We start from the raw sequence: 21,426 nt of genomic DNA on the forward strand, positions 1-21,426 counted from the left end.
TATTTCTACAATTAATAAATACCTTGTGCAAGCATCGCATCAGCAACTTTTACAAAGCCTGCAATATTGGCACCATCTACATAGTTCACAGTCCCATCTTCTTTCGTACCGTATCTAACACAATTGGCATGGATGTCTTTCATGATTGCATGTAAACGTTCATCGACCTCAGCATGTGTCCAGCCCAAACGTATTGCATTTTGAGACATTTCTAAACCAGAAGTTGCTACTCCACCCGCATTAGATGCTTTACCCGGAGCATATAAAATCTTAGCTCCAATAAAATGTTCAACAGCTTCAAGTGTAGATGGCATGTTAGCGCCTTCAGCTACACAAATGATACCATTGGCGATCAATGTTTTAGCATCTTCACCAGTTAGTTCATTTTGTGTTGCACATGGTAAAGCAATATCTACAGGAATATGCCAAGGTGTTTTACCTTCGAAATATTCAAAACCATGCTTAGAAGCAAATTCCGAAATACGGCCACGTTTAACGTTTTTCAGCTCCATGACTTCTGCCAGCAATTCGTCTGTAAAGCCATTTTTTAAATAAACTGTGCCATTAGAGTCCGATAAAGTAACCACTTTCGCACCTAAGAACATTGCCTTCTCTGCCGCATATTGGGCAACGTTACCAGAACCAGATACCGAAACAGTTTTACCAGCAAAAGATAGCCCACGTGTTTTTAGCATTTCTTCTGCAAAATAAACCGTACCATAGCCTGTAGCTTCCGGACGCATTAAGCTACCGCCAAATGAAATTCCTTTACCAGTAAACACACATGCAGTGTCATTGCTGAGTTTTTTCATCATGCCAGCCATATAACCCACTTCACGCGCACCCACGCCAATATCTCCCGCTGGAATATCGGTATTTGGACCTAAATGACGGTAAAGCTCAATCATAAGTGACTGACAGAATCGCATAATTTCAGCATCAGATTTACCTTTAGGGTTAAAATCTGAACCACCTTTTCCTCCACCCATTGGCAAAGTCGTCAGTGAGTTTTTAAAAGTTTGCTCAAATCCTAAAAATTTTAAAATAGATAGGTTGACCGACGGATGGAAACGCATTCCCCCCTTAAATGGACCAATTGCTGAATTGTATTGAACACGGAAAGCACGGTTAACTTGAGTCTGGCCTTGATCGTCCATCCATGAAACACGAAATTGAATCACACGCTCAGGTTCAACCAAACGTTCTAGCAATCCCTGCTCTGCATATTCCGGATTTTTTTCAATAAATGGCCACAAGCTTGTCATGACTTCTTCGACAGCTTGTAAAAACTCAGGTTGATGCGGATCACGCGCTTGCACGTAATTCAGGAATTCATTCAGATTGTTATATTTCAATGCACGGTCCTCAGCATAGTAATGAATTAAATTGGTGCAATACATTTTAAAATGCATCATTTAGCAGCAAAATATTAAATCCCTTTCCATCAATTTTAACAATAGTTATTTTAAATTATTTTATTTTACTTAATTATCATAAACTTAATTTTAGAAAAACTTTCTAAAAATCAGAAATAGTCATTTATCTTTTCACTTTTATTGATCTATTATTGTGCAATATTGGCTACATCTTAGGTCAATCAAAAAGCCAATAAATTCGTTAAAATCCATTGACCTTACTTAGGTTTTTCTTCATTATCGCATCGTTTTAAGCAAGCTATTTTCCTCTATGAATCCATCTATTTCTCTCATACGCGAGATTGATGCGTTATTACCACAAACACAATGTGGTTTGTGTGGACACCGTGACGGTTGTCTACCTTACGCAAAGTCCATTGCTGAAGGTGAAGAAGCAAATAAATGTGTTCCTGGTGGACAGCCAGTGGCCGATGCGCTCGCAAAATTATTAAATCGCTCGTCGTTACCTGCTGAAACAAGTGTTTGGCCTGTACAAGCCGATGGACGCCCACAACGCATGAAAGCGATTATTCGCGAAGACGAATGTATCGGATGTACAAAATGTATTAATGCCTGCCCTGTAGATGCCATTATTGGTAGTGGTAAGCTTATGCATACGATTTTGACTGATCTATGCACAGGTTGTGAGTTATGTATTCCACCCTGTCCAGTTGACTGTATTGATCTGGTCGAAGACACTCAAGCTTTGCCGAACGAACAACAACGCATTGCAGAGCAAGATGATTTAAGACAACGTTACTACGCGCATATTCAACGTGAAGAGAAACGTCGTATACATCGTAAAGGGCCTGTAGTACGTGCTGAAATTGATACCCAACTTTTTGCACAGTTCTCTCAAGCACTTGACGATTTGCCTTCAATTCAGCTCATTGAGAAGCCAAAAGAAGCAATTGTAAATGATGCGAAAACTACGATTGAATTAGCTAAAATTCGCACACAAATTAAAAAGTTGGAAAAGCAGCTCAGTGTTCGAGAAGATGCAAAAAAACGTCTTCAACTTGATGAACTACAACAGCAACTCATTCAATTACAGGAGGTCTGAATGGCCGTCAAAAACATGACGAAAAAGCAGATTCAAATTTTCTTTGAACGCCTTCGTGAACAAAGACCTTCTCCAGAAACCGAATTAAAATATTCATCACCTTTTGAATTATTAATTGCCGTCATGTTATCGGCACAAGCGACCGATGTTAGCGTAAACAAAGCAACAGATAAGCTTTATCCTGTGGCTAATACAGCCGAGAAAATCTATAACTTAGGTGTAGACGGCTTAAAAGAATATATAAAGACCATCGGCCTTTATAACGCGAAAGCTGAAAATGTCATTAAGACCTGTAAAATTTTAATGGAACAATTTAACGGTGAGGTTCCAAGCAACAGAAAAGACTTGGAAGCTCTACCAGGCGTAGGACGTAAAACAGCTAATGTGGTTTTAAATACAGCATTCGGACAACCGACTATGGCTGTCGACACACATATTTTTCGTGTGGGAAATCGAACCGGCTTAGCAGTAGGCAAAAATGTTCTCGAAGTTGAACATCGCCTAGTTAAGGTAATTCCAAAAGAATTTATAGTAGATGCGCACCATTGGTTGATATTACATGGCCGTTACTGCTGTATCGCACGTAAACCAAAATGTTCAGAATGTGTCGTTTCCGATGTATGTAACTGGCCAGACCGCTTTGAATTTGGTGCAATAAAAACGATTCCAACAAAAAACCTCAGTTAATCCTGAGGTTTTTTAATCTGCTGTAATTTAGGATGTAGTTGACGTTCTCGTCCATTCTTTTTATTTTCCAAAGCCTGTTGTTTCTGCACATGACGCAGCATTTTTTGACTTTGATATAGTAAAAATAACAATAGTGCCAGACTCAGCAATACCACTAAAATCAAAATGATTTTCATATCGTTCTCCCGCACTTAATGAAAGAAAAGAGCCCTCACAAAGAGGGCCCGGTATTACAAATAATATTAAATTATTTGTCTAAGATGTTGAACAAATCTTTTTGTACATCTTCAATTGTACGCAAGCCATCAAGCTTGTCATAAGTTGGCGCATTTTCACCAGAAGCAGCACGACCTTGGTAGAAACCAACCAATTGTTCTGTTTCAGTGTGATAAGACGCTAAACGCTTACGGATTGTTTCTTCTTGGTCATCTGGACGTTGAACAAGATCTTCACCAGTTTCATCATCTTTACCTTCCACTTTAGGTGGATTGTATACAACGTGATAAACACGACCAGAAGCTGGATGCTGACGACGACCAGAAAGACGTTTTACGATTTCTTCATCAGGTACATCAATTTCGATTACATGATCAATGCTGATCCCTTCTTTTTCCAAAGCTTCTGCTTGAGGAATAGTGCGTGGAAAGCCGTCGAAAATACAACCATTCACGCAGTCAGGTTGAGCAATACGTTCTTTTACTAAACCGATAATGAGTTCATCTGAAACTAAACCGCCAGATTCCATCACACTTTTAGCTTTTAAACCTAATTCAGTACCTTCACGAATTGCAGCACGGAGCATATCACCGGTTGAAATTTGTGGGATATTGTAGCGCTTACAGATCAACTGAGCCTGAGTACCTTTGCCTGCCCCAGGTGGTCCGAGTAAGATAATGCGCATAAAAAACATCCTCATTTAAAACAATGAATGTGAGGTCCGGCAGATTTAGTTTCATTGATCTTCAATAGATCCTGCCCGACTTCGAATTATAAGAAAGCCACAAACAAATGTATTGTACCAGCAATAAATCCGGTTACCCCACCTAGTACAATAAGAATCCACTCGTCCTCTTGAAATGCTGGACGTAACAAATTCTGAAACTCTTTTGGTGTTAGTTCACGAATACGCTCTTTAAACATTTGAAAAATCTTCTGTGCCCGGCTTGCATTTAGTGCAGGGTCACATACCGGTCCCATCGTAATTTCAATTGAACGATCAATCAAGTCCGTCTTTAACCTTGCATACTCTCTTGGGCCTAAAGAAAGCTGTAAAGATGTTCGAACAAGTGGAGTTTCCATGATTTCGTTAATATGACGTTTAACAATACGACGCGTTTTGTCCTTGCGTGAACCATACATCATTTCTGTCATAATTGATTTTAACGTAATCAGATCTTCTGTCACTACGCTTGAGAAGACTTCTGAAACTTCTTCTTGACGCTTCATGAAAGCCCCTTGAACATTATAAGTACCAATTCGTAAAACAGGTACAATCCAAGGGAACTTACGATCTTTTGTTAATCTAAAAATTTGCGGATAACGAATGTAATGCGGCTCGATTGGGTTAAATACCATCCAGATTGCAATCCAGTTGGTTAAAAAGCCCCAAATAGATGCCCAAAACGGTACAGTCCAATGCCATGGCACCACAAACCAGACAACCATCTGGAAAATACCGAAGAACATCCCGATTAAAGCACTAATATGCCAAATAAAGTTGATTTCTTTTTGCCCAACTTTTAAAAACATACGTACCATTAAACGGCGGTCACCTTCCATTTGGCTCACCACCATTTCACGCATATCAACCAGTGACTCGACATTCATGGTCAGTTCAGTCACTAATTCTCTTAGCACACCGGGTAATTGCTTATGCGCTTGAGCATAAATACGGCGCTTAATCGAATAAGGTAAATTTTCCCAAAGCACTGCATTGCGATCGATCATCACTTCATCAATCAAATGCTCAAGTTCAAATCCGACTTGCTCACCAATAATACGCGCCATGTCTTCAGGGTCCATTGCCTCTAAAAACTCACGCAAAGAACCTAACTTAGATAAAGTATTATCGGTAATAATTCCTGAGATACGCCCTGCTTTACGTGGCACAATACCTTGCCAGCCGACTGGCAAAGGACCTAAGTGAAATCCCCAAAATTTAATTGGGTAAAACACCATTTTTAAAGCCATCCACACATGTGCCCATGTGACAAAGGCAGTGACCGGAATGATACTCAAAACGGCCCAAAAATCAGGTCTGTGTAAAAAGGTCTGCCACAATCCGCTGACGTACTCTAACATGTAAGACTCTCGTATTTATTTGTGCTCTGCTTATAGCGAGTTAACGATAAGCTCTGCTTTGTTTTATAAACCAAAACTTAGAGAATAAGAAAATTGTATTTGCGGTTTCGTATCGGCAGCAACAGCTCCATTCTGGTCAGTTAATTTTTCAGCTGCTCCAATACCGACACTAAACGTACTAATTCTTTCTGAATTCAACAATACATATGCCAAATCGACACCAGCACCTAGGCGAGATTTATACTCTCCGTCTACCGATTTGCTATCAAGATGTCCAGCATAAAAGCCAATATAGTAACCATTTTTATCTGTTCCGGTAAGGTAGTAAGGATAGCGAAATCCAATTTGTCCACCGGCAGTTTTATCACCATTTAAAAATGCACCAACTTTTGCATAAGCAATTCCATAAGGATTTACCCACTCACCATTGAGATGTAACAATTTTTGAGTAAAACCTGCGCCTACATTCCAAGTCGCTGCTTTATGATCTGCTAATTTTGCTTCTGGAAGAAATGAATAATCTTGAGCATTTGCCCAACTGCTTACTGTCAAAACTGCAAGTAAGGGATAAATTTTTCTCATTATTTTCTCCATTTTCCCTAATCGTATAGTGAGAACAACCCTATTCTATTGAATGAGAGACTTTAACAGAATTATTTTGCTTCTTATATACAAGACTCTACAATTTTGTTGTCTACAAAGTCAAAAAAGCCAATTTGCCTCTTCACTGAAACTTTGAAAATTATGCAATATTTTAACTGCGCTTGCGTTAGAATAAGCAGCTATTTTTCTCACCCTATGTCATTAAGTCGATCCGTATGAAACAGCACTTTCCTTTAAAAGATATCCAGCAAGAAAAGCGCATTTATCGAGGTCGTATATTTTTTGCCGTAGGTCTTGTGATTATCTGTCTATTGGTATTAGCCAGCCGATACGCTTATCTGCAAATTTTTCATTACGATGAGTTCTCGACCGCATCGGATAAAAACCGTATTCGTTTACAACCGCTCCCGCCTGCTCGTGGTTATATTTATGACCGTAATGGGGTTTTACTTGCTGATAATTACCCGGTTTTTACTGCAACATTAAGTAAAGCAGATGTTGAAGATCCTGATGCAGTTATTGAACAATTACAACCAATTTTAGAACTTACTCAAGAAGATGTAGACCGCTTTAAAAGTCGTATTAAAACGGCGCGTAAAACTGAACGCGTAGCAATTAAGCTCAACTTAACCGAGACAAATATTGCTAAGTTTAGTGAAGTTAAATACAAATTCCCTGGGGTTAGAATTGAAACCCAAATGACGCGCTATTATCCGCATGGTGAATTGTTTGCTCATGTGATTGGATATGTTGGCCGTATTAACGATAAAGAATTAAAAAGTATTGATAAAGATTTATACGCTGGAACAAACCTGATTGGTAAAATTGGCGTAGAAAAAAGCTATGAAGATTTACTTCATGGAACACCAGGTTATGAATCTGTAGAAGCCGATGCGCATAGTAATGTATTGCGTCATTTAGGACGTAAAGATCCAACTCGTGGTAATGACCTGTACTTATCATTAGATTATGGTTTACAAGTCGTAGCATCACAGCAACTTGCTGGTCGCCGTGGTGCAATTGTTGCGATAGACCCACGTACTGGTGAAATTCTTGCATTGGTTTCAAGCCCAAGCTTTAACCCAAACTTATTTGTGACGGGTATTAATCATAAAGATTATAGCTCTCTGCGTGACAACATCGACCAACCTCTTTATAACCGTGCTGTTCAAGGGGCATACCCTCCTGGTTCGACCATTAAACCAATGGAAGCGATGGGCGGTTTACATTATGGTATTGTCGACTGGTCTACTGCTATTTCTGACCCAGGTTACTTCCATTTACCTGGTGACTCTCACAAATTCCGTGACTGGAAAAAAACTGGTCATGGCATCGTGAACATGCACAAAGCCATTATCATGTCTTGCGATACCTATTTTTATATTTTGGCAAATCAAATGGGCATCGACCAGATGAACCAATGGATGCGCCAATTTGGCTTTGGTCAAAAAACAGGTGTCGACTTACCAAGTGAAAGTGAAGGTTTATACCCAAGTCCTGAATGGAAAATGCGTACACGCAAAACCAAATGGATGAAAGGTGAAACTATTTCCGTGAGTATTGGTCAAGGTGCATTTACTGCAACCCCATTGCAACTTGCAATGGCAACTGCTATTACAGCGAATCACGGCTCACATGTAGTTCCACATGTTTTACGTGCATCGCATGGTGCAAAACCATTTACAGTCCGTAATGCACCTGATGGAAAAATTAATTTCAACGGTACAGACGAAGACTGGGTAAAAATGCGAGAAGCCATGATTGATGTAATTCAATCAGGTACTGGACGTGGTATCCGTACATCGCTCTATCAAATTGCCGGAAAAACAGGTACTGCACAGGTTAAGAGTATTGCGCAAGGTAAACGCTACAACGAAGCTGCGCTTAGTGAACGCCAACTTGACCATGGTCTTTTTGTTGGGTTTGCACCTGCCGATAAACCTGAAATCGCAATCGCAGTCATTTGGGAAAATGGTCGTCATGGTGGTTCCGCAGCTCAACTTGCTAAGCCGATATTTGATTACTGGTTATTAACCCGCAATAAAAATCCGATTCGTCCAGCCAACCATCAGGTCAATGGTGGCCTTATGACAGCCGGAATTAAACCAGGTGAGCTTCCAAGTGGCGGCGAAACTGCTAGCTCTACTCCAGCAGCTGCTACAACTACCGCAGCAGCAACACCTGCTCCACAAGCTGCTCCTGCTCGCCCTGCTACAAATGAGATCGATGAATAATGAAAAATCAATTACGCATTATTGGGGGTGAATGGAAAAGACGAGTTTTACCATTTGCCAGTATTGAGGGCTTAAGACCTACCCCAGATCGTGTCCGTGAAACGTTATTTAACTGGCTCATGTGGGACATTCAAAATGCTCAGGTTCTCGACATCTGTACAGGTTCTGGTGCATTAGGCTTTGAAGCACTTTCACGCGGTGCCGCATCTGTTTATATGATTGAGCCCGATAAGACTCAAGCACGATTTTTAAAAGAGAATATCCAGCTTTTAAAAGCGCAAAATTGTCATTTAGTTAATGCAACTGCTCAACAAGCATTACCGCGCTTAAAAGAACAGTTCGATGTCGTTTTTTTAGACCCGCCTTATAGTCTTGATCTATGGCAAGAGCTCGCTCATTTGGCAGATTTGCATATTAAAAAGAATGGATACATTTATGTTGAAGCTGACCGAGATTTATCTCAGCTTCACCTTCCTGCATCATGGCAACAGGTGAAAACAACTAAGGCAGGTACAGTCCACGCTGGGCTTTATCAGAAAATTTAATCATTTAGCATTTTATGATGAATTACTTTACCTGATCTATTTATTTGAATTCGATTATTTTAATTTTGTATTTCAGAATAGATAGATCGTAAAAAATCGTATGAGTTGACCTCGATCGTAAGGAAAACTCGAAATATATTCATAACCAATTTTCAGTCTTGGATTAACACTATAGTTAACTCCATACCCAACTGAAATGGATAAATCTTGAATATTAATATGATTCGTTAAACCAGTAATGCTTTTGCTGTGAAGTTGCCCCGTATCATAGGCTGTATAATTATAAATCACCCAACGCTCATTTGAATAAAATTCGTTTTTAAGGACATTATAGTTATTAATTTCATCATCATGCTCAATAGCTAAACGCCTTTGTTCCAAGTTTAAATCTGATGGATCTAACAACTGATCTGTATTTAATAAAGCAGAATCATCACTTTCTAGTTGAAAAAAATCATAGGCCTGAACATATCCACTGTAAAAGATAATCAGCGCTGTAAAAACAGGATAAATATTTTTATGCACACACATTTTATTTTGCAAATACAAAAAGGTAGCTTAAAGCTACTTTTTTCTGCAAGTTTTTAATTAACTTAAACCAATGACCGCAACAATTGCTGCGCAAGTACCCACAATCTTTTTGCCATAAGGTACATATCGCGTAAACACGGCACCTAGTGCTAAGCCGCCGCAATAGATAAGTGCCATGCCAGCAACCATACCTGTTACTAATGCAACAATATGCCCTGCATGTGCGAGTTCAACACCATGCGCTATACCATGAAAGCTTGCGAGTAATGCAGCAGCAATAGGCAAAATCCGATTTGATTTTGTCCATAGTGCAATTGCTGTAACAATCAAAGAAGCAATAATTCCGTATTCAGCCATACTCGCTGGCACTAAGCCTTCAGCACCTACTAAAAAGCCTATAATTAAAGTAATACTTAAAGTAATGACTCCGGCAATTTTCCACTGTTTAGCTGCTGACCATAACAGGACACCAAAACCTAAAGCCATCACCAAATGATCGAGGCCAGTACAAGGGTGAATAAAACCTGCCATAAACCCTGAATGCGCATGATCATGTCCCGGATGCGCCATAGCTAATGCTGGCAACATGCTAAGGAGCCCAATGCCCCATTTCTTAATGAAGTTCATATTTACTCCTTAAGCCTTAAACAGCCCTTGCTTCTCAATAAATTGAATGATTTCTTCAAGCCCATCTTGTGTTTTCATGTTTGAAAATAAAAATGGCTTTTCACCGCGCATGCGTTTGGCATCTTGATCCATCACATCAAGGTTTGCGCCAACCATAGGTGCAAGGTCAGTTTTATTAATAATCAGTAAATCTGACTTAGTAATACCCGGTCCACCTTTGCGTGGAATCTTTTCACCACCTGCTACATCAATAACATATAAAGTTAAATCAGAAAGTTCCGGGCTAAATGTTGCCGCTAAATTATCACCACCACTTTCAATAATAATCAGCTCTAAGCCATCAAATTTTTCGCATAGATCATCAATCGCAGCCAAGTTAATTGAGGCATCTTCACGAATTGCTGTGTGTGGACAACCACCTGTTTCCACACCCACAATACGATCTGGTGACATCGCTTCATTACGGGTTAAAAAGTTTGAGTCTTCTTTGGTATAAATATCATTTGTCACTACAGCCATATTGTATTTATCACGCAAGGCACGGCATAAGTTAAGCGTAAGTGCTGTTTTACCTGAACCCACCGGTCCACCAATTCCGACTCGTAATGGACTACGTTCTGTCATGATTTTTATCCTTTTATTTCCTAATTTTAAGATCTGAATAAACGTGAATATTGAGTTTCATGTTTCATACTCAGCATGGCATAGCGGGGTAAAGCACTACTCAATTGCTCATCTTTAAGTTTTAAAGCCTTCTCTACAGCGTGTGGTACTAGACCATGCAAATGCCACAAAATTCTTTGTCCTGCCATTTGGCCCAATGGGACGGTTTTTACGGCTGCTAAAACCTGATTTTCCAAAACGGTAAAGGTATATGCCGTAAGCACATCCTCTTCTTTAAGTTCTAAACGACCACAGAGCTGCGCATAGACAGGCACAAAACCAAACTGCTTTTTAACCTCAACCGTTTTTTTTAAAACATCTTTAATCCATGCATTTAAAGAAAATGCCAACTGCTGCGATTCAGCCAAAAGCTCTTTACTTTCTCGACTCGCCTTATATAAATTTGCCCAAGTCAGGAACTCATCTGGTTCATCATAATGTTGCATAAGACGTTTGAGTACCGGTAGCTCAAACCGTACTAAAAGCATTTCAAGAACTTCTTCAAAGTAAGCAATTGCTGAGCTTTCATCGTGTATTAAGCCAATATCGATGGCTGTTTCCACGCCTTGTGAATAACAATACGCTCCAACTGGCAGTGCCGTTGAAGACAGTGTCAGCAATTGCAGTAATTGCGCAGCATTATGAATGGACATGGTGTAAAGCTTTGATTGGGCTTAAGCGATGGTCATGACTATGTTGAGCATAGGCACCGCTTTCAGGTTCAAAAGGATGATCTGTTTCTGTCACCGTAAGCCCCAATCCTTCTACCATTTCTGCAAGCACATGATCAGGCTCAAAATACAAAGCTGTAGGTGTGAGCATTAATGGTACATGTCTATTACCTAAGTGATAGGCAGCTTTAAGTAAATCAAAATCGGTTTTAGCACTAACTTGCATTAAACGTTCAGGTTTTGCGTCAACACGTAATACCTCACCCTCTTGGGTTGCAATATACGAACCACTACGCAAAATTCCAGTACGCGGCAAATCAGCTCCAATATCTACGCCACTTGCCAAGGCCGCTCGAAAACGTGATTTTTGACGGGTATCAAAAGTTAGTTCAACCGTTTCAAATGTCTGATCAGGAGAAATATCTTCAAGACGTTGGGTATAGATTTTCATTTAATTTTTCTCTCCTTTATTCAGTTCATATGTATAAATTCATAAAACAAAATCATTTCAATAAAACTTATCAAAACAAGAAATAACGCTGAGCCATGGGTAACACGTCAGCTGGTTCACACGTTAGTAATTCACCGTCAGCTCGTACTTCATAAGTTTCAGGGTGAACCTGCATAACAGGACAATATGTATTGTGTTTCATATCGGCTTTGGTAATTGAACGCGTGTTTTTACATGGACTAATTAACTTTTTAAGATTTAGCTTCTCAGCAACTTTTTCATCGATTGCTGCTTGAGATAAAAAGGTAATACAGGTGTTATGCACACCACGTGGATAAGCCCCAAACATTGGACGGTAATGCACAGGTTGAGGGGTTGGAATGGAAGCATTAATGTCACCCATCGGTGCAGCTGCAATCATGCCACCTTTAATAATCATGGAAGGTTTTACACCAAAAAAGGCAGGTTTCCATAACACTAAATCAGCAAGTTTTCCGACCTCAATCGAACCAATTTCATGACTTAAACCATGGGTAATGGCTGGGTTAATTGTATATTTAGCAATGTAACGTTTAACGCGATTGTTATCATGAAACTCGTTGTCACCCTCTAGAGGGCCACGTTGAATTTTCATTTTGTGTGCAGTTTGCCAAGTTCGTAAAATCACTTCACCCACGCGCCCCATCGCCTGCGAGTCTGATGACATCATGGCAATTGCACCTAGGTCTTGCAGAATATCTTCGGCAGCAATGGTTTCACGGCGAATACGACTTTCTGCAAAAGCAATATCTTCAGCAATTGCAGGGTCTAAATGATGACAAACCATGAGCATATCTAAATGCTCATCAATGGTATTAATGGTATAAGGTCGAGTTGGATTCGTTGAAGACGGCAACACGTTACTTTGTCCAATTGCTTTTAAAATATCTGGAGCATGTCCACCACCCGCACCTTCTGTATGGTACGTATGAATGGTACGGTCTTTAAATGCGGCCAGTGTTTCTTCTAAAAATCCACCCTCATTTAATGTATCCGTGTGAATTGCGACCTGAACATCAAACTCGTCTGCCACACTCAAGCAGTTATCAATGGCTGCTGGTGTTGAGCCCCAGTCTTCATGTAGTTTTAATCCAATTACCCCAGCTTTAATTTGCTCTCGAATTGGGTCTGGCAAACTCAAATTACCTTTACCTAACAGGCCAATATTCATAGGTAAATCATCAATCGCCTGCAACATGGTCGCAATATGCCAAGGCCCTGGGGTCACTGTGGTTGCCGAAGTACCTGCCGCAGGTCCTGTACCACCGCCCACCATTGTTGTTGTACCAGACATAAGCGCAGTTTCAACTTGTTGAGGACAAATCCAGTGAATATGAGTATCAATACCACCAGCTGTTAAAATTTGCCCTTCACCCGCAATCACTTCTGTTGCAGCCCCTAAAGGGATGGTAATGTCAGGTTGAATATCGGGGTTGCCAGCTTTTCCTATTTTCCAGATTCGGCCATTTTTTAAGCCCACATCGGCTTTAACAATTCCCCACCAATCCACGATTAAAGCATTGGTAATGACCGTGTCAGCAACTTCATCAGCTAAAAGCTGAGATTGCCCCATCCCGTCACGAATAACTTTTCCACCACCAAATTTAACTTCTTCACCATAGGTCGTTAAATCTTGTTCAACCTCAATAAAAAGCTCTGTATCCGCTAGGCGAATACGATCACCGACCGTTGGACCAAACATCTCAGCATATGCACGACGTGACATTTTCATAATTTTTTACTCATATCTTTCATTATGGTTGTTATGTTTAATCCAACTTACCCATGACTCGGCCTGCAAAACCATATACTTCTCGCTTACCCGCTAAAGCAACAAGTTCCACTTCTCGGCTTTGCCCTGGTTCAAAACGTATTGCGGTACCCGCTGCAATATTTAAGCGAAAACCCTTTGCTGCTTCACGGTCGAACTGTAGTGCATCATTCGCTTCATAAAAATGAAAATGTGAACCGACTTGAATAGGCCTGTCGCCAAGATTAGCCACCACAACTTTTAAATTTTCTCGTCCGACATTCAGTTCAATGTCAGCCTCTGGAGTAATGATTTCGCCGGGGATCATAAGCGTTCCTTTTATACGATTGGCTGATGAACAGTGACTAATTTCGAACCATCAGGAAAAGTTGCTTCGACCTGAACCTCAGCAATCATTTCCGCTACGCCATCCATGACATCTTCACGCTTTAATAAGGTAGTACCGTAATGCATCAAATCACTGACTGTCATTCCATCTCGTGCACCTTCAAGTAAGGCTGCGGAAATAAATGCAACTGCTTCTGGATAATTCAGCTTTAAACCTCGCGCTTTACGACGCTCAGCCACCAAGCCTGCGGTAAAAATGAGTAACTTGTCTTTTTCTGTTGGATTGAGTTCCATATCTCTTTCCTAATAACATCTAGTTTTCTTTAAGCAAAATGCGTGCTCAAAAGCAGCATACTTGTTTTAATCGTTTTTTAAATACGCAATTTAACGTAAATTAGGTTTTCCAAATTCTTGGAAATTCTTCATCTAAATCAAACCAATAACGTCTCAATCTTGCTCTTATAGCGGCAAAAGCATCATGACAATGCCGCACATCATTTCCTAAAAAACGTGCACACAGTACATCTTCTAGTAACGTCAAAGTCACAGGCACATCCATACGCATAATGAGTTCACGGATGAGTTCAACATGTTGTTCTAAATGAAATGAAGAACGGAATTTCTCAGGAGGTACAGCCCAGAAACTTGCCATCACAGCTTGATTATTCATACCTAAACATGAGCTTAACCAGCGATCTCCACCTTCAAAATACAAAGTATCGGCAACTAATAATTTATTTTCACGCCATAATTTAAACTGGTTGTGATAACTTCCCTGAACAAAATTTTCAGCCCGAGCCTGTCGGCCCAACACCAGCATATCCCATCCAATAAAACTTGCTGTTTGTTCAAGGTGAACATGTGTTTCCGAGTGTGCTACAGCACCATCAAACAACATCGTTTCTTGTGGCATCCACTCTAAAATAGAGTCATTTTTTACAGTCAAATAAATATGCTGAAAAGCTTGTTTGCCATTGGTTCTATACCATTTCCCAGCTCCAGGTGTGGTAATCACCGCATGTGCCTGCTCTGCTGTTTCAATTTGGAAAGTAAGATGATCACCTCCTGCAATACCTGCTGGTGGATGCACAATAATAGCGTGGCAAACTCCTGTTTTTTCTGGCCAAAGCATTTTTTGCACTCGAACAGGGCCATAATGTTTTCGATGACTCATTATGGTGCGAGAATTTTTAAAACAGAAACCAAGCTCTAATTGGGCATACCAAAATGGTGCTGAAGAACTCTGAGAAAATTGTTGAATCCGATTCATTTTGGCTCATTTTTAATAATGGCTTTTTTTAATAAGCAAAATATGCACCAAATACAAATAGAGGTCATTACAAACTTAGAAACAATTTTTTTATTTTAATGAGTTAAAAAACAAGCAATGTCTAACATAAAACCACAGTAAAGCATGGAATTATTTATACAATAGCGCCCATCCTCGCTCTTATAAATTTTTTCCATGAAAATCTTTTTCGTGTTAGTACCTTTTGTATTTTTAACTGGGTGTATTTTTGGCCAATCTAGTGAGGTCAAACGTGCAGAAAAACTATTAAATAATTTTCAATGTAAAAATGTTGAAACAAGTGAAATGCCTACAAGCTCTATCAACTCTTATTACCAACAAACTTTAGCGGTGAGTAAAGATAAAGCGACCTCATATGTAGAAAGCTATAAAGAAGGTGAAGAATTATTCGCTATGCCTTTAGATGAAGTGGTAAAGAAGCAGTATGAACTTTATAAAGCAGCATGCGACTCTCTAGGGGGAGTTTCTGCACAGCCATAATTTAAAAAAGGTATCCATTAAATGACTCAAATGGATACCTCTACCACACCAACTTAATTTTAAAAATTACTATTTCAAAACGTCCAACAAGCATTCACTTTACCTTTTGATAAAATTAAGCAACATAGTAACGCTTTTATTTTCTTTTATTTTTTCCTAGGCTTTAACTACTTTTTATTTTTATTTTGAGGTTTTGGTCATTATGAAAAAATCATTATTAGCAATTGCACTTATGAGTACTCTTCTTGTCGCATGTAATAAACACGAAAATAAAACAGAGACAACTTCTGATGCATCTACCCCTGTGCAAACTACTGAAGCAAGTAATGCTGTTGCCGTAGATACTGAACATACAGCAGAGAACTCACTAGATTGGAATGGCAAATATAAAGGAACACTTCCATGTGCAGACTGTGAAGGCATTAAAACCGAATTAAAATTAAAAGATGATAAAACTTATGAGTTGACTGAAACTTATTTAGGTAAAGGCGATACAAACCCATTTGAAACACATGGTAAGTTTGCTTTCGATAAAGACAATACTTCTGTTATTACCTTAGATGATAAAGCTCAAAACCGTAAATTCTTTATTGGTGAAAATACAGCGACTGCTTTAGACATGGAAGGTAAAAAAGTTGAAGGTTCTTTGGCTGAACATTATGTGTTGAAAAAAGAAGATTAATGAATTTTTCAATATAAACAAAAAAAACCGCTCATTTGAGCGGTTTTTTATGAAGTCAATTCTTAGTGAGCTGAGAATTGGTTCATTGTGTTTTTAGAATCGTCACCAGCTTTAAGTGCGTTCTCACCAGCGAAGATTTCTTTGTGGTCATCACCGATGTCTGAACCAGCCATTGCTTGGTGTTTCACGCATGCGATGCCGCCACGGATTTCTTTACGTTGTACGCCAGCAACATAAGCTAACATACCTTGGTCACCGAAGTAACCTTGTGCTAATTCGTGAGTAGAAAGAGCAGCAGTGTGGTATGTAGGAAGTGTGATCAAGTGATGGAACACACCAGCTTCACGCGCAGCGTCTGCTTGGAAAGTACGGATTTTTTCATCAGCATCAGCAGCTAATTCAGTGTTGTCGTACTCAGCGCTCATTAATTTAGCACGGTCGTAAGCAGACACATCTTTACCTTCAGCAACCCAACGGTCATACGCTTGTTGACGGAAGTTTAAAGTCCAGTTGAATGATGGGCTGTTGTTGTAAACAAGCTTCGCATTTGGAACTACTTCTTTAACACGGTTAACCATGTGTGCAATTTCTTTTACGTTTGGAGTCGGAGTTTCGATCCAAAGTAAGTCAGCACCGTTTTGAAGGCTAGTGATACAGTCAAGTACAACACGGTCAATCTGAGTGCCTTCACGGAATTGATATAAACCAGAAGCTAAACGAGTTGGGCGGTGTAACTTGCCATCACGTTTAATTAAGATTTCATCATCAGTTGCTTCAGAGATATCAATTTCTTGAGTATCTAAGTAGCTAATATATTTAGATGCGATGTCGCCTGGCTCTTTAACTACTGGAATGCTTTGAGTAAGGTCAGCACCTTCAGAGTCAGTACGAGCAACAATAACACCTTCTTCTACGCCTAATTCTAAGAATGCATAACGAAGAGCATGGATCTTAGCGATGAAGTCAGCATGTGGAACAGTTACTTTACCAGCTTGGTGACCACATTGTTTTGCATCAGATACTTGGTTTTCGATTTGAAGCGCACAAGCACCAGCTTCAATCATTTTCTTAGCAAGTAAGTAAGTTGCTTCTTCGTTACCGAAACCAGCATCGATGTCCGCAATAATTGGCACAACGTGAGTTTCGAAGTTGTCGATTTGAGCTGTGATTTCAGCTACTTTCGCAGAGTCACCCGCTTCTTTTGCTTTGTTTAAAGCACGGAATAAGTCATTTAATTCTTTTGCATCAGCTTGACGCAAGAAAGTGTAGATTTCTTCGATCAAAGCAGGTACTGAAGTTTTTTCGTGCATAGATTGGTCAGGAAGTGGACCGAATTCTGAACGAAGTGCAGCAACCATCCAACCAGAAAGGTAGATATAACGTTTGCTAGTAGTACCGAAGTATTTTTTGTTAGCAATCATTTTTTGTTGAGCGATGAACCCATGCCAGCAACCTAATGATTGAGTATATTTGCTTGAATCAGCATCGTATTCAGCCATATCACGACGCATAATCGCAGCTGTATACTTAGCAATATCTAAACCTGTTTTGAAACGGTTTTGAAGTTGCATACGAGCAGCATCTTCTGGGCTAATGTCTGCCCAAGTGTTGCCGAATTTTGATTTTAATTCACGTACTGCATCAATCGCTGTTTGATATGTAGTCATGATATTGTCCTGTATTCATTTTAGGATTTCATCGATCGAAGCCTAGAGTCATTTTACTTAAATTTCTTATGACACCAGCTGCTTCTTCATGTACACAGCTTAGACTTAGCCAATCAATTAATCCAATATCCTTGGTTAATCTTCAGTATTTATTTAAAAAATATACCAATAAATCGATATTATAAGTAAAACTAAAAAACATAACACTTTGTTTATAAAAACAAAATAATCCTAAAGGAGTATAGTATTTTGATCAAAAAACTATCCAGGTTTTATTTTTATACAATTTTTGAGATTTTTCCATTCATTTTTAGTGTTAAAAGTCAATTGTAAATTAGGCGACTTTTGCCAATGAAAAAAGTCGACCAACATGCTAGAACAACACTAAATATTAATTAAAAATATTTCATCCCCAACCACAAATGTAAAAACAGATCAAAGATAACAAAATAGAGCATTTGAGGCGCTTTTCAAGCATACTTAATTTCAACAAAAAATGTCGTTTTTCTCATCATTTTTTCACACAATGTTCTTTAAATATGGCATAATTTGAAACAATTTTAGGGTTTTATTTTCGGTATTTTTTTTATGAATCTGGAGCGGGTAGATCTTAATCTATTAATATATCTTGATGTTCTTCTTCGTGAAAAAAACGTTACGCGCGCAGCCGAACAGCTTGGTGTTACTCAGCCTGCCATGAGTAATATTTTACGCCGTTTGCGTAATTTATTTAATGACCCTCTCCTGATCCGTTCATCTGAAGGGATGACACCGACAGAACGTGCACTTGAATTACAACCACGTATTCGTGATGCCCTTTCTGATCTTTCCATGATTTTGGAACCGCGTACCGAATTCCGCCCTTATACCAGTAATCGCGTTTTCCGTATTATGACTTCTGACTATGCAGAAGCGACCCTAGTCCCGCGTCTTGTTAAAGCCCTACGTTCTGAAGCACCAAACGTTGTACTCGATTTTCTTACACCAAGTGATGTGTCATATAGAGACATGGAACAAGGTAAAGTTGATTTAGCTATTAACCGCTTCAATGAAATACCACAAAGTTTCCACCAAGTTTTAGTTTGGCGCGATAGCTTTAGCTGTATTTTAAATGACAAACACCCTGCTGTTACTCATTTAAATTTAAAAAGCTATTTAGATGCTCAACATATTTGGGTATCTAAAACTGGTATGGGTGTTGGTTTTGGGGTAAACCCAGACAAACAAGGTGGCCTAGGCTGGATTGATCAAGCATTAGAACGTATTGGTCAACGTCGTAAAATTTCTGTATTTACGCGTCACTATCAAATGCCAGCATTGCTTGCTCAAAACGTTGACTTGATTGCAACACTTCCAACTCGGATGGCCCGCTTGCAAGCACAAAATCCAAAATTAGTCATTAAAGATCCACCGTTTTATATTCCTGAGTTCGAACTTAAAATGGCATGGTGTCCTCTATTACACCATCATCCAGCTCATCGCTGGTTACGCCAACTTATCCTATTCGTTGCTCGCCAAATGATCGAAGAGGAAAATCGTGAGTTTCTAACCAATAATTCACAATTTTCCCACTATTAAATAAATTTTAATTTAATTGTCTCTTTCCAACATTATCTTAAGCGCTGAGCAATCAATCTGATTACCTCAGCGCTTTTTTGTGTTAAAACATAGTCATAATAATGATGATCCTCGGGTGATTTGTGAGTCTCTTTCAAAATATCATTATCATCGTACTGCTCATCATCGCAGCAGGCTTTTTATCTTTAACCGAAATTGCTCTAGCTGGGGCCAGAAAAGTAAAGTTAAAGATTTTAGCCGAAGCTGGCGAAGAACGTGCTCAACAGGTACTTGATTTACAAGAACAATCTGCAGATTTTTTTGCAGCATCCCAAATTGGTCTAAATGCTGTCGCAATCTTAGGCGGTATCTTGGGTGAAGCTGCATTTCGTCCTTTCTTTGTCAACTTAGTTGACCGCTTTTACCAAGGTCCTTGGACACAAACGATTGGTTTTGCCCTATCTTTCACCTTGGTAACTTCTTTATTTATTTTATTTGCTGATCTCATGCCAAAACGTTTGGCGATGATTGCACCTGAAAAAATCGCAATTAGTGTCATTAACCCTATTCAGATTTTTATTAAAATCTGTAAGCCTTTAGCTTGGGGAATCAACGCAATTGCAAACTTGTTATTCCGCTTATTTAAAGTAAATACAACACGTGAAGACAATATAACTTTTGATGATATTTCAGCAGTTATGGATGCTGGTGCCCAAGCAGGCGTACTTCAGAAACAAGAACATCACTTTATTGAAAATGTATTTGAACTTGAAGAACGTACAGTGCCATCAAGTATGACCACGCGTGAAAATGTTGTTTACTTTACTTTAAATGAACACGAAGACAGCATTCGTCAAAAACTAGCAGAATATCCTTATTCTAAATTTTTGGTGTGTAATGAAAATATTGATCAGGTCATTGGTTATGTAGATGCAAAAGACTTTCTGGTTCGTATTTTAAATAATCAATCACCTACACAGTTAAATGAGTCTACTATTCGTAATGTTCTGATGATACCAGATACATTAACACTATCAGAATTGCTCGATCGCTTCCGTTCAACAAAAGAAAAGTTTGCCGTTGTAATTAATGAATACGCGCTTGTGGTTGGTGTAATTACACTAAGTGATATCATGATTACCGTTATGGGTGACTGGGTTACCCCTATTGAAGAAGAACAGCAAATTATTAAACGCGATAATAACTCTTGGTTGATCGATGGTAGTACACCTATTGAAGATCTTAAGCATGCGCTTGAAATTGATGAAATGCCTGATGACGAAAATTATGAAACACTAGCAGGCTTTATGATGTACCGTTTACGCAAAATTCCTCGTCCAGCAGATTTTGTGGAATTCGGTGGTTATAAATTTGAAGTCGTCGATGTAGACCATTTTAAAATCGATCAATTATTAGTAACCCGTGTATTAGAAAAATCTGATTTACAACCTCCATCAGATGAAAATTGATTTATTTTGGTGCAAAATATCCTGCTAATCAAAGCAGGATATTTTTTAATACAATATATATCTTTTAAACTAACAGTTATTTTAAATATATTTATATTAAAAGTTTAATTTATTATCTTAATCATATTTTCAAATATATAAATTAACTCTTTAATTAAAATAAAATTTTTAATTTTATAGAAATAAAAAATTGCATATAAAAGAATTTACAGCTTCCTCTTTCTTGTGTAACGTAAGCATTACAAGCATTGTAAATGGGTATACTTCTCATTTCAGCATTCAAACTAAATATAAATTCTAAAAATACATGATAATTTTAAATATGATAAAGTCT

General features: G+C 38.8%; 23 protein-coding genes. 8 read left to right on the forward strand and 15 right to left on the reverse strand.

Annotation, left to right across the window (positions count from 1 at the left end; all coding sequences use genetic code 11):
- Positions 1 to 11 precede the first annotated feature (11 nt).
- Positions 12 to 1,415, reverse strand: a complete 1,404-nt coding sequence (gdhA, locus tag ACG59Z_RS11580; protein ID WP_400199476.1) for an NADP-specific glutamate dehydrogenase — start codon at positions 1,413 to 1,415, stop codon at positions 12 to 14.
- Between the two features lie 271 nt (positions 1,416 to 1,686).
- Here gdhA and ACG59Z_RS11585 point away from each other — a divergent pair, with 271 nt between their 5' ends.
- Both ACG59Z_RS11585 and nth read left to right on the forward strand, forming a co-directional pair.
- A complete protein-coding gene (locus tag ACG59Z_RS11585; protein ID WP_151763454.1) occupies positions 1,687 to 2,478 on the forward strand; it encodes an RnfABCDGE type electron transport complex subunit B in 792 nt (263 codons plus the stop codon).
- A complete protein-coding gene (gene nth / locus ACG59Z_RS11590; RefSeq protein WP_209046287.1) occupies positions 2,479 to 3,165 on the forward strand; it encodes an endonuclease III in 687 nt (228 codons plus the stop codon).
- Here the strand turns inward: nth and ACG59Z_RS11595 are convergent.
- The 4 genes from ACG59Z_RS11595 to ACG59Z_RS11610 form a co-directional block, all read right to left on the reverse strand.
- On the reverse strand, positions 3,162 to 3,341 hold the full coding sequence (locus ACG59Z_RS11595; RefSeq protein ID WP_004703056.1) for a hypothetical protein: 180 nt from the start codon (positions 3,339 to 3,341) through the stop codon (positions 3,162 to 3,164). The two genes, nth and ACG59Z_RS11595, sit on opposite strands and share 4 nt — an antisense overlap.
- A gap of 71 nt (positions 3,342 to 3,412) precedes the next feature.
- A complete protein-coding gene (adk, locus tag ACG59Z_RS11600) occupies positions 3,413 to 4,066 on the reverse strand; it encodes an adenylate kinase (protein WP_001220244.1) in 654 nt (217 codons plus the stop codon).
- Positions 4,067 to 4,152: 86 nt separating this feature from the next.
- On the reverse strand, positions 4,153 to 5,466 hold the full coding sequence (locus ACG59Z_RS11605) for a hypothetical protein (RefSeq protein ID WP_140954198.1): 1,314 nt from the start codon (positions 5,464 to 5,466) through the stop codon (positions 4,153 to 4,155).
- Positions 5,467 to 5,529: 63 nt separating this feature from the next.
- A complete protein-coding gene (locus ACG59Z_RS11610; protein WP_400199481.1) occupies positions 5,530 to 6,048 on the reverse strand; it encodes a hypothetical protein in 519 nt (172 codons plus the stop codon).
- Between the two features lie 236 nt (positions 6,049 to 6,284).
- Between ACG59Z_RS11610 and mrdA the strand changes: the two genes are divergently transcribed.
- Positions 6,285 to 8,303 (forward strand): penicillin-binding protein 2, encoded by a 2,019-nt coding sequence (mrdA, locus tag ACG59Z_RS11615; RefSeq protein WP_400199482.1) that lies wholly within the window; start codon positions 6,285 to 6,287, stop codon positions 8,301 to 8,303.
- Complete coding sequence (gene rsmD, locus ACG59Z_RS11620; RefSeq protein WP_400199484.1) at positions 8,303 to 8,848, forward strand: 16S rRNA (guanine(966)-N(2))-methyltransferase RsmD; 546 nt, start codon at positions 8,303 to 8,305, stop codon at positions 8,846 to 8,848. Before mrdA ends, rsmD begins: the two co-directional genes overlap by 1 nt.
- Before the next feature lie 72 nt (positions 8,849 to 8,920).
- On the opposite strand, the gene ACG59Z_RS11625 is transcribed toward rsmD, so the two are convergent.
- The 9 genes from ACG59Z_RS11625 to ACG59Z_RS11665 form a co-directional block, all read right to left on the reverse strand.
- Positions 8,921 to 9,379, reverse strand: coding sequence for a hypothetical protein (locus tag ACG59Z_RS11625; RefSeq protein WP_400199485.1), 459 nt, complete (start codon positions 9,377 to 9,379; stop codon positions 8,921 to 8,923).
- Between the two features lie 57 nt (positions 9,380 to 9,436).
- Positions 9,437 to 10,006: a HupE/UreJ family protein gene (locus ACG59Z_RS11630; RefSeq protein ID WP_400199487.1), complete on the reverse strand. Its 570-nt coding sequence runs from the start codon at positions 10,004 to 10,006 to the stop codon at positions 9,437 to 9,439.
- Between the two features lie 9 nt (positions 10,007 to 10,015).
- Entirely contained in the window at positions 10,016 to 10,630 is a 615-nt protein-coding gene (gene ureG / locus ACG59Z_RS11635) for an urease accessory protein UreG (protein ID WP_000140200.1), read from the reverse strand.
- 26 nt (positions 10,631 to 10,656) lie between these two features.
- On the reverse strand, positions 10,657 to 11,322 hold the full coding sequence (locus ACG59Z_RS11640) for an urease accessory protein UreF (RefSeq protein ID WP_400199490.1): 666 nt from the start codon (positions 11,320 to 11,322) through the stop codon (positions 10,657 to 10,659).
- Positions 11,309 to 11,791: an urease accessory protein UreE gene (ureE, locus tag ACG59Z_RS11645; protein ID WP_400199492.1), complete on the reverse strand. Its 483-nt coding sequence runs from the start codon at positions 11,789 to 11,791 to the stop codon at positions 11,309 to 11,311. Before ureE ends, ACG59Z_RS11640 begins: the two co-directional genes overlap by 14 nt.
- 70 nt (positions 11,792 to 11,861) lie before the next feature.
- Entirely contained in the window at positions 11,862 to 13,562 is a 1,701-nt protein-coding gene (gene ureC / locus ACG59Z_RS11650; protein WP_400199494.1) for an urease subunit alpha, read from the reverse strand.
- A gap of 37 nt (positions 13,563 to 13,599) precedes the next feature.
- A complete protein-coding gene (locus ACG59Z_RS11655; RefSeq protein ID WP_039248682.1) occupies positions 13,600 to 13,908 on the reverse strand; it encodes an urease subunit beta in 309 nt (102 codons plus the stop codon).
- Between the two features lie 11 nt (positions 13,909 to 13,919).
- The gene (gene ureA, locus ACG59Z_RS11660) at positions 13,920 to 14,222 is read right to left on the reverse strand and encodes an urease subunit gamma (protein ID WP_039248685.1); all 303 of its coding nucleotides are present in this window, start codon (positions 14,220 to 14,222) and stop codon (positions 13,920 to 13,922) included.
- 100 nt (positions 14,223 to 14,322) lie between these two features.
- Entirely contained in the window at positions 14,323 to 15,198 is an 876-nt protein-coding gene (locus ACG59Z_RS11665) for an urease accessory protein UreD (RefSeq protein WP_400199497.1), read from the reverse strand.
- Between the two features lie 195 nt (positions 15,199 to 15,393).
- On the opposite strand from ACG59Z_RS11665, the gene ACG59Z_RS11670 reads away from it, so the two are divergent.
- Both ACG59Z_RS11670 and ACG59Z_RS11675 read left to right on the forward strand, forming a co-directional pair.
- Positions 15,394 to 15,717, forward strand: a complete 324-nt coding sequence (locus ACG59Z_RS11670) for a hypothetical protein (RefSeq protein WP_188198314.1) — start codon at positions 15,394 to 15,396, stop codon at positions 15,715 to 15,717.
- Between the two features lie 202 nt (positions 15,718 to 15,919).
- Positions 15,920 to 16,399, forward strand: a complete 480-nt coding sequence (locus tag ACG59Z_RS11675; RefSeq protein ID WP_022575036.1) for a copper resistance protein NlpE — start codon at positions 15,920 to 15,922, stop codon at positions 16,397 to 16,399.
- A gap of 62 nt (positions 16,400 to 16,461) precedes the next feature.
- Here ACG59Z_RS11675 and ACG59Z_RS11680 read toward each other — a convergent pair whose 3' ends face one another.
- Positions 16,462 to 18,066 carry an isocitrate lyase gene (locus ACG59Z_RS11680; RefSeq protein ID WP_002054455.1) on the reverse strand — a complete coding sequence of 535 codons (1,605 nt, stop codon included), beginning with the start codon at positions 18,064 to 18,066 and terminating at the stop codon, positions 16,462 to 16,464.
- A 588-nt stretch (positions 18,067 to 18,654) separates the two neighbouring features.
- Here ACG59Z_RS11680 and ACG59Z_RS11685 point away from each other — a divergent pair.
- Positions 18,655 to 19,644, forward strand: a complete 990-nt coding sequence (locus ACG59Z_RS11685) for a LysR family transcriptional regulator (RefSeq protein ID WP_001047619.1) — start codon at positions 18,655 to 18,657, stop codon at positions 19,642 to 19,644.
- A 122-nt stretch (positions 19,645 to 19,766) separates the two neighbouring features.
- Positions 19,767 to 21,092: a hemolysin family protein gene (locus ACG59Z_RS11690; protein ID WP_263613172.1), complete on the forward strand. Its 1,326-nt coding sequence runs from the start codon at positions 19,767 to 19,769 to the stop codon at positions 21,090 to 21,092.
- Positions 21,093 to 21,426 lie beyond the last annotated feature (334 nt).

The sequence above is a fragment of the Acinetobacter sp. ABJ_C1_1 genome (assembly GCF_044684115.1).
Taxonomy (GTDB): domain Bacteria; phylum Pseudomonadota; class Gammaproteobacteria; order Pseudomonadales; family Moraxellaceae; genus Acinetobacter; species Acinetobacter nosocomialis_A.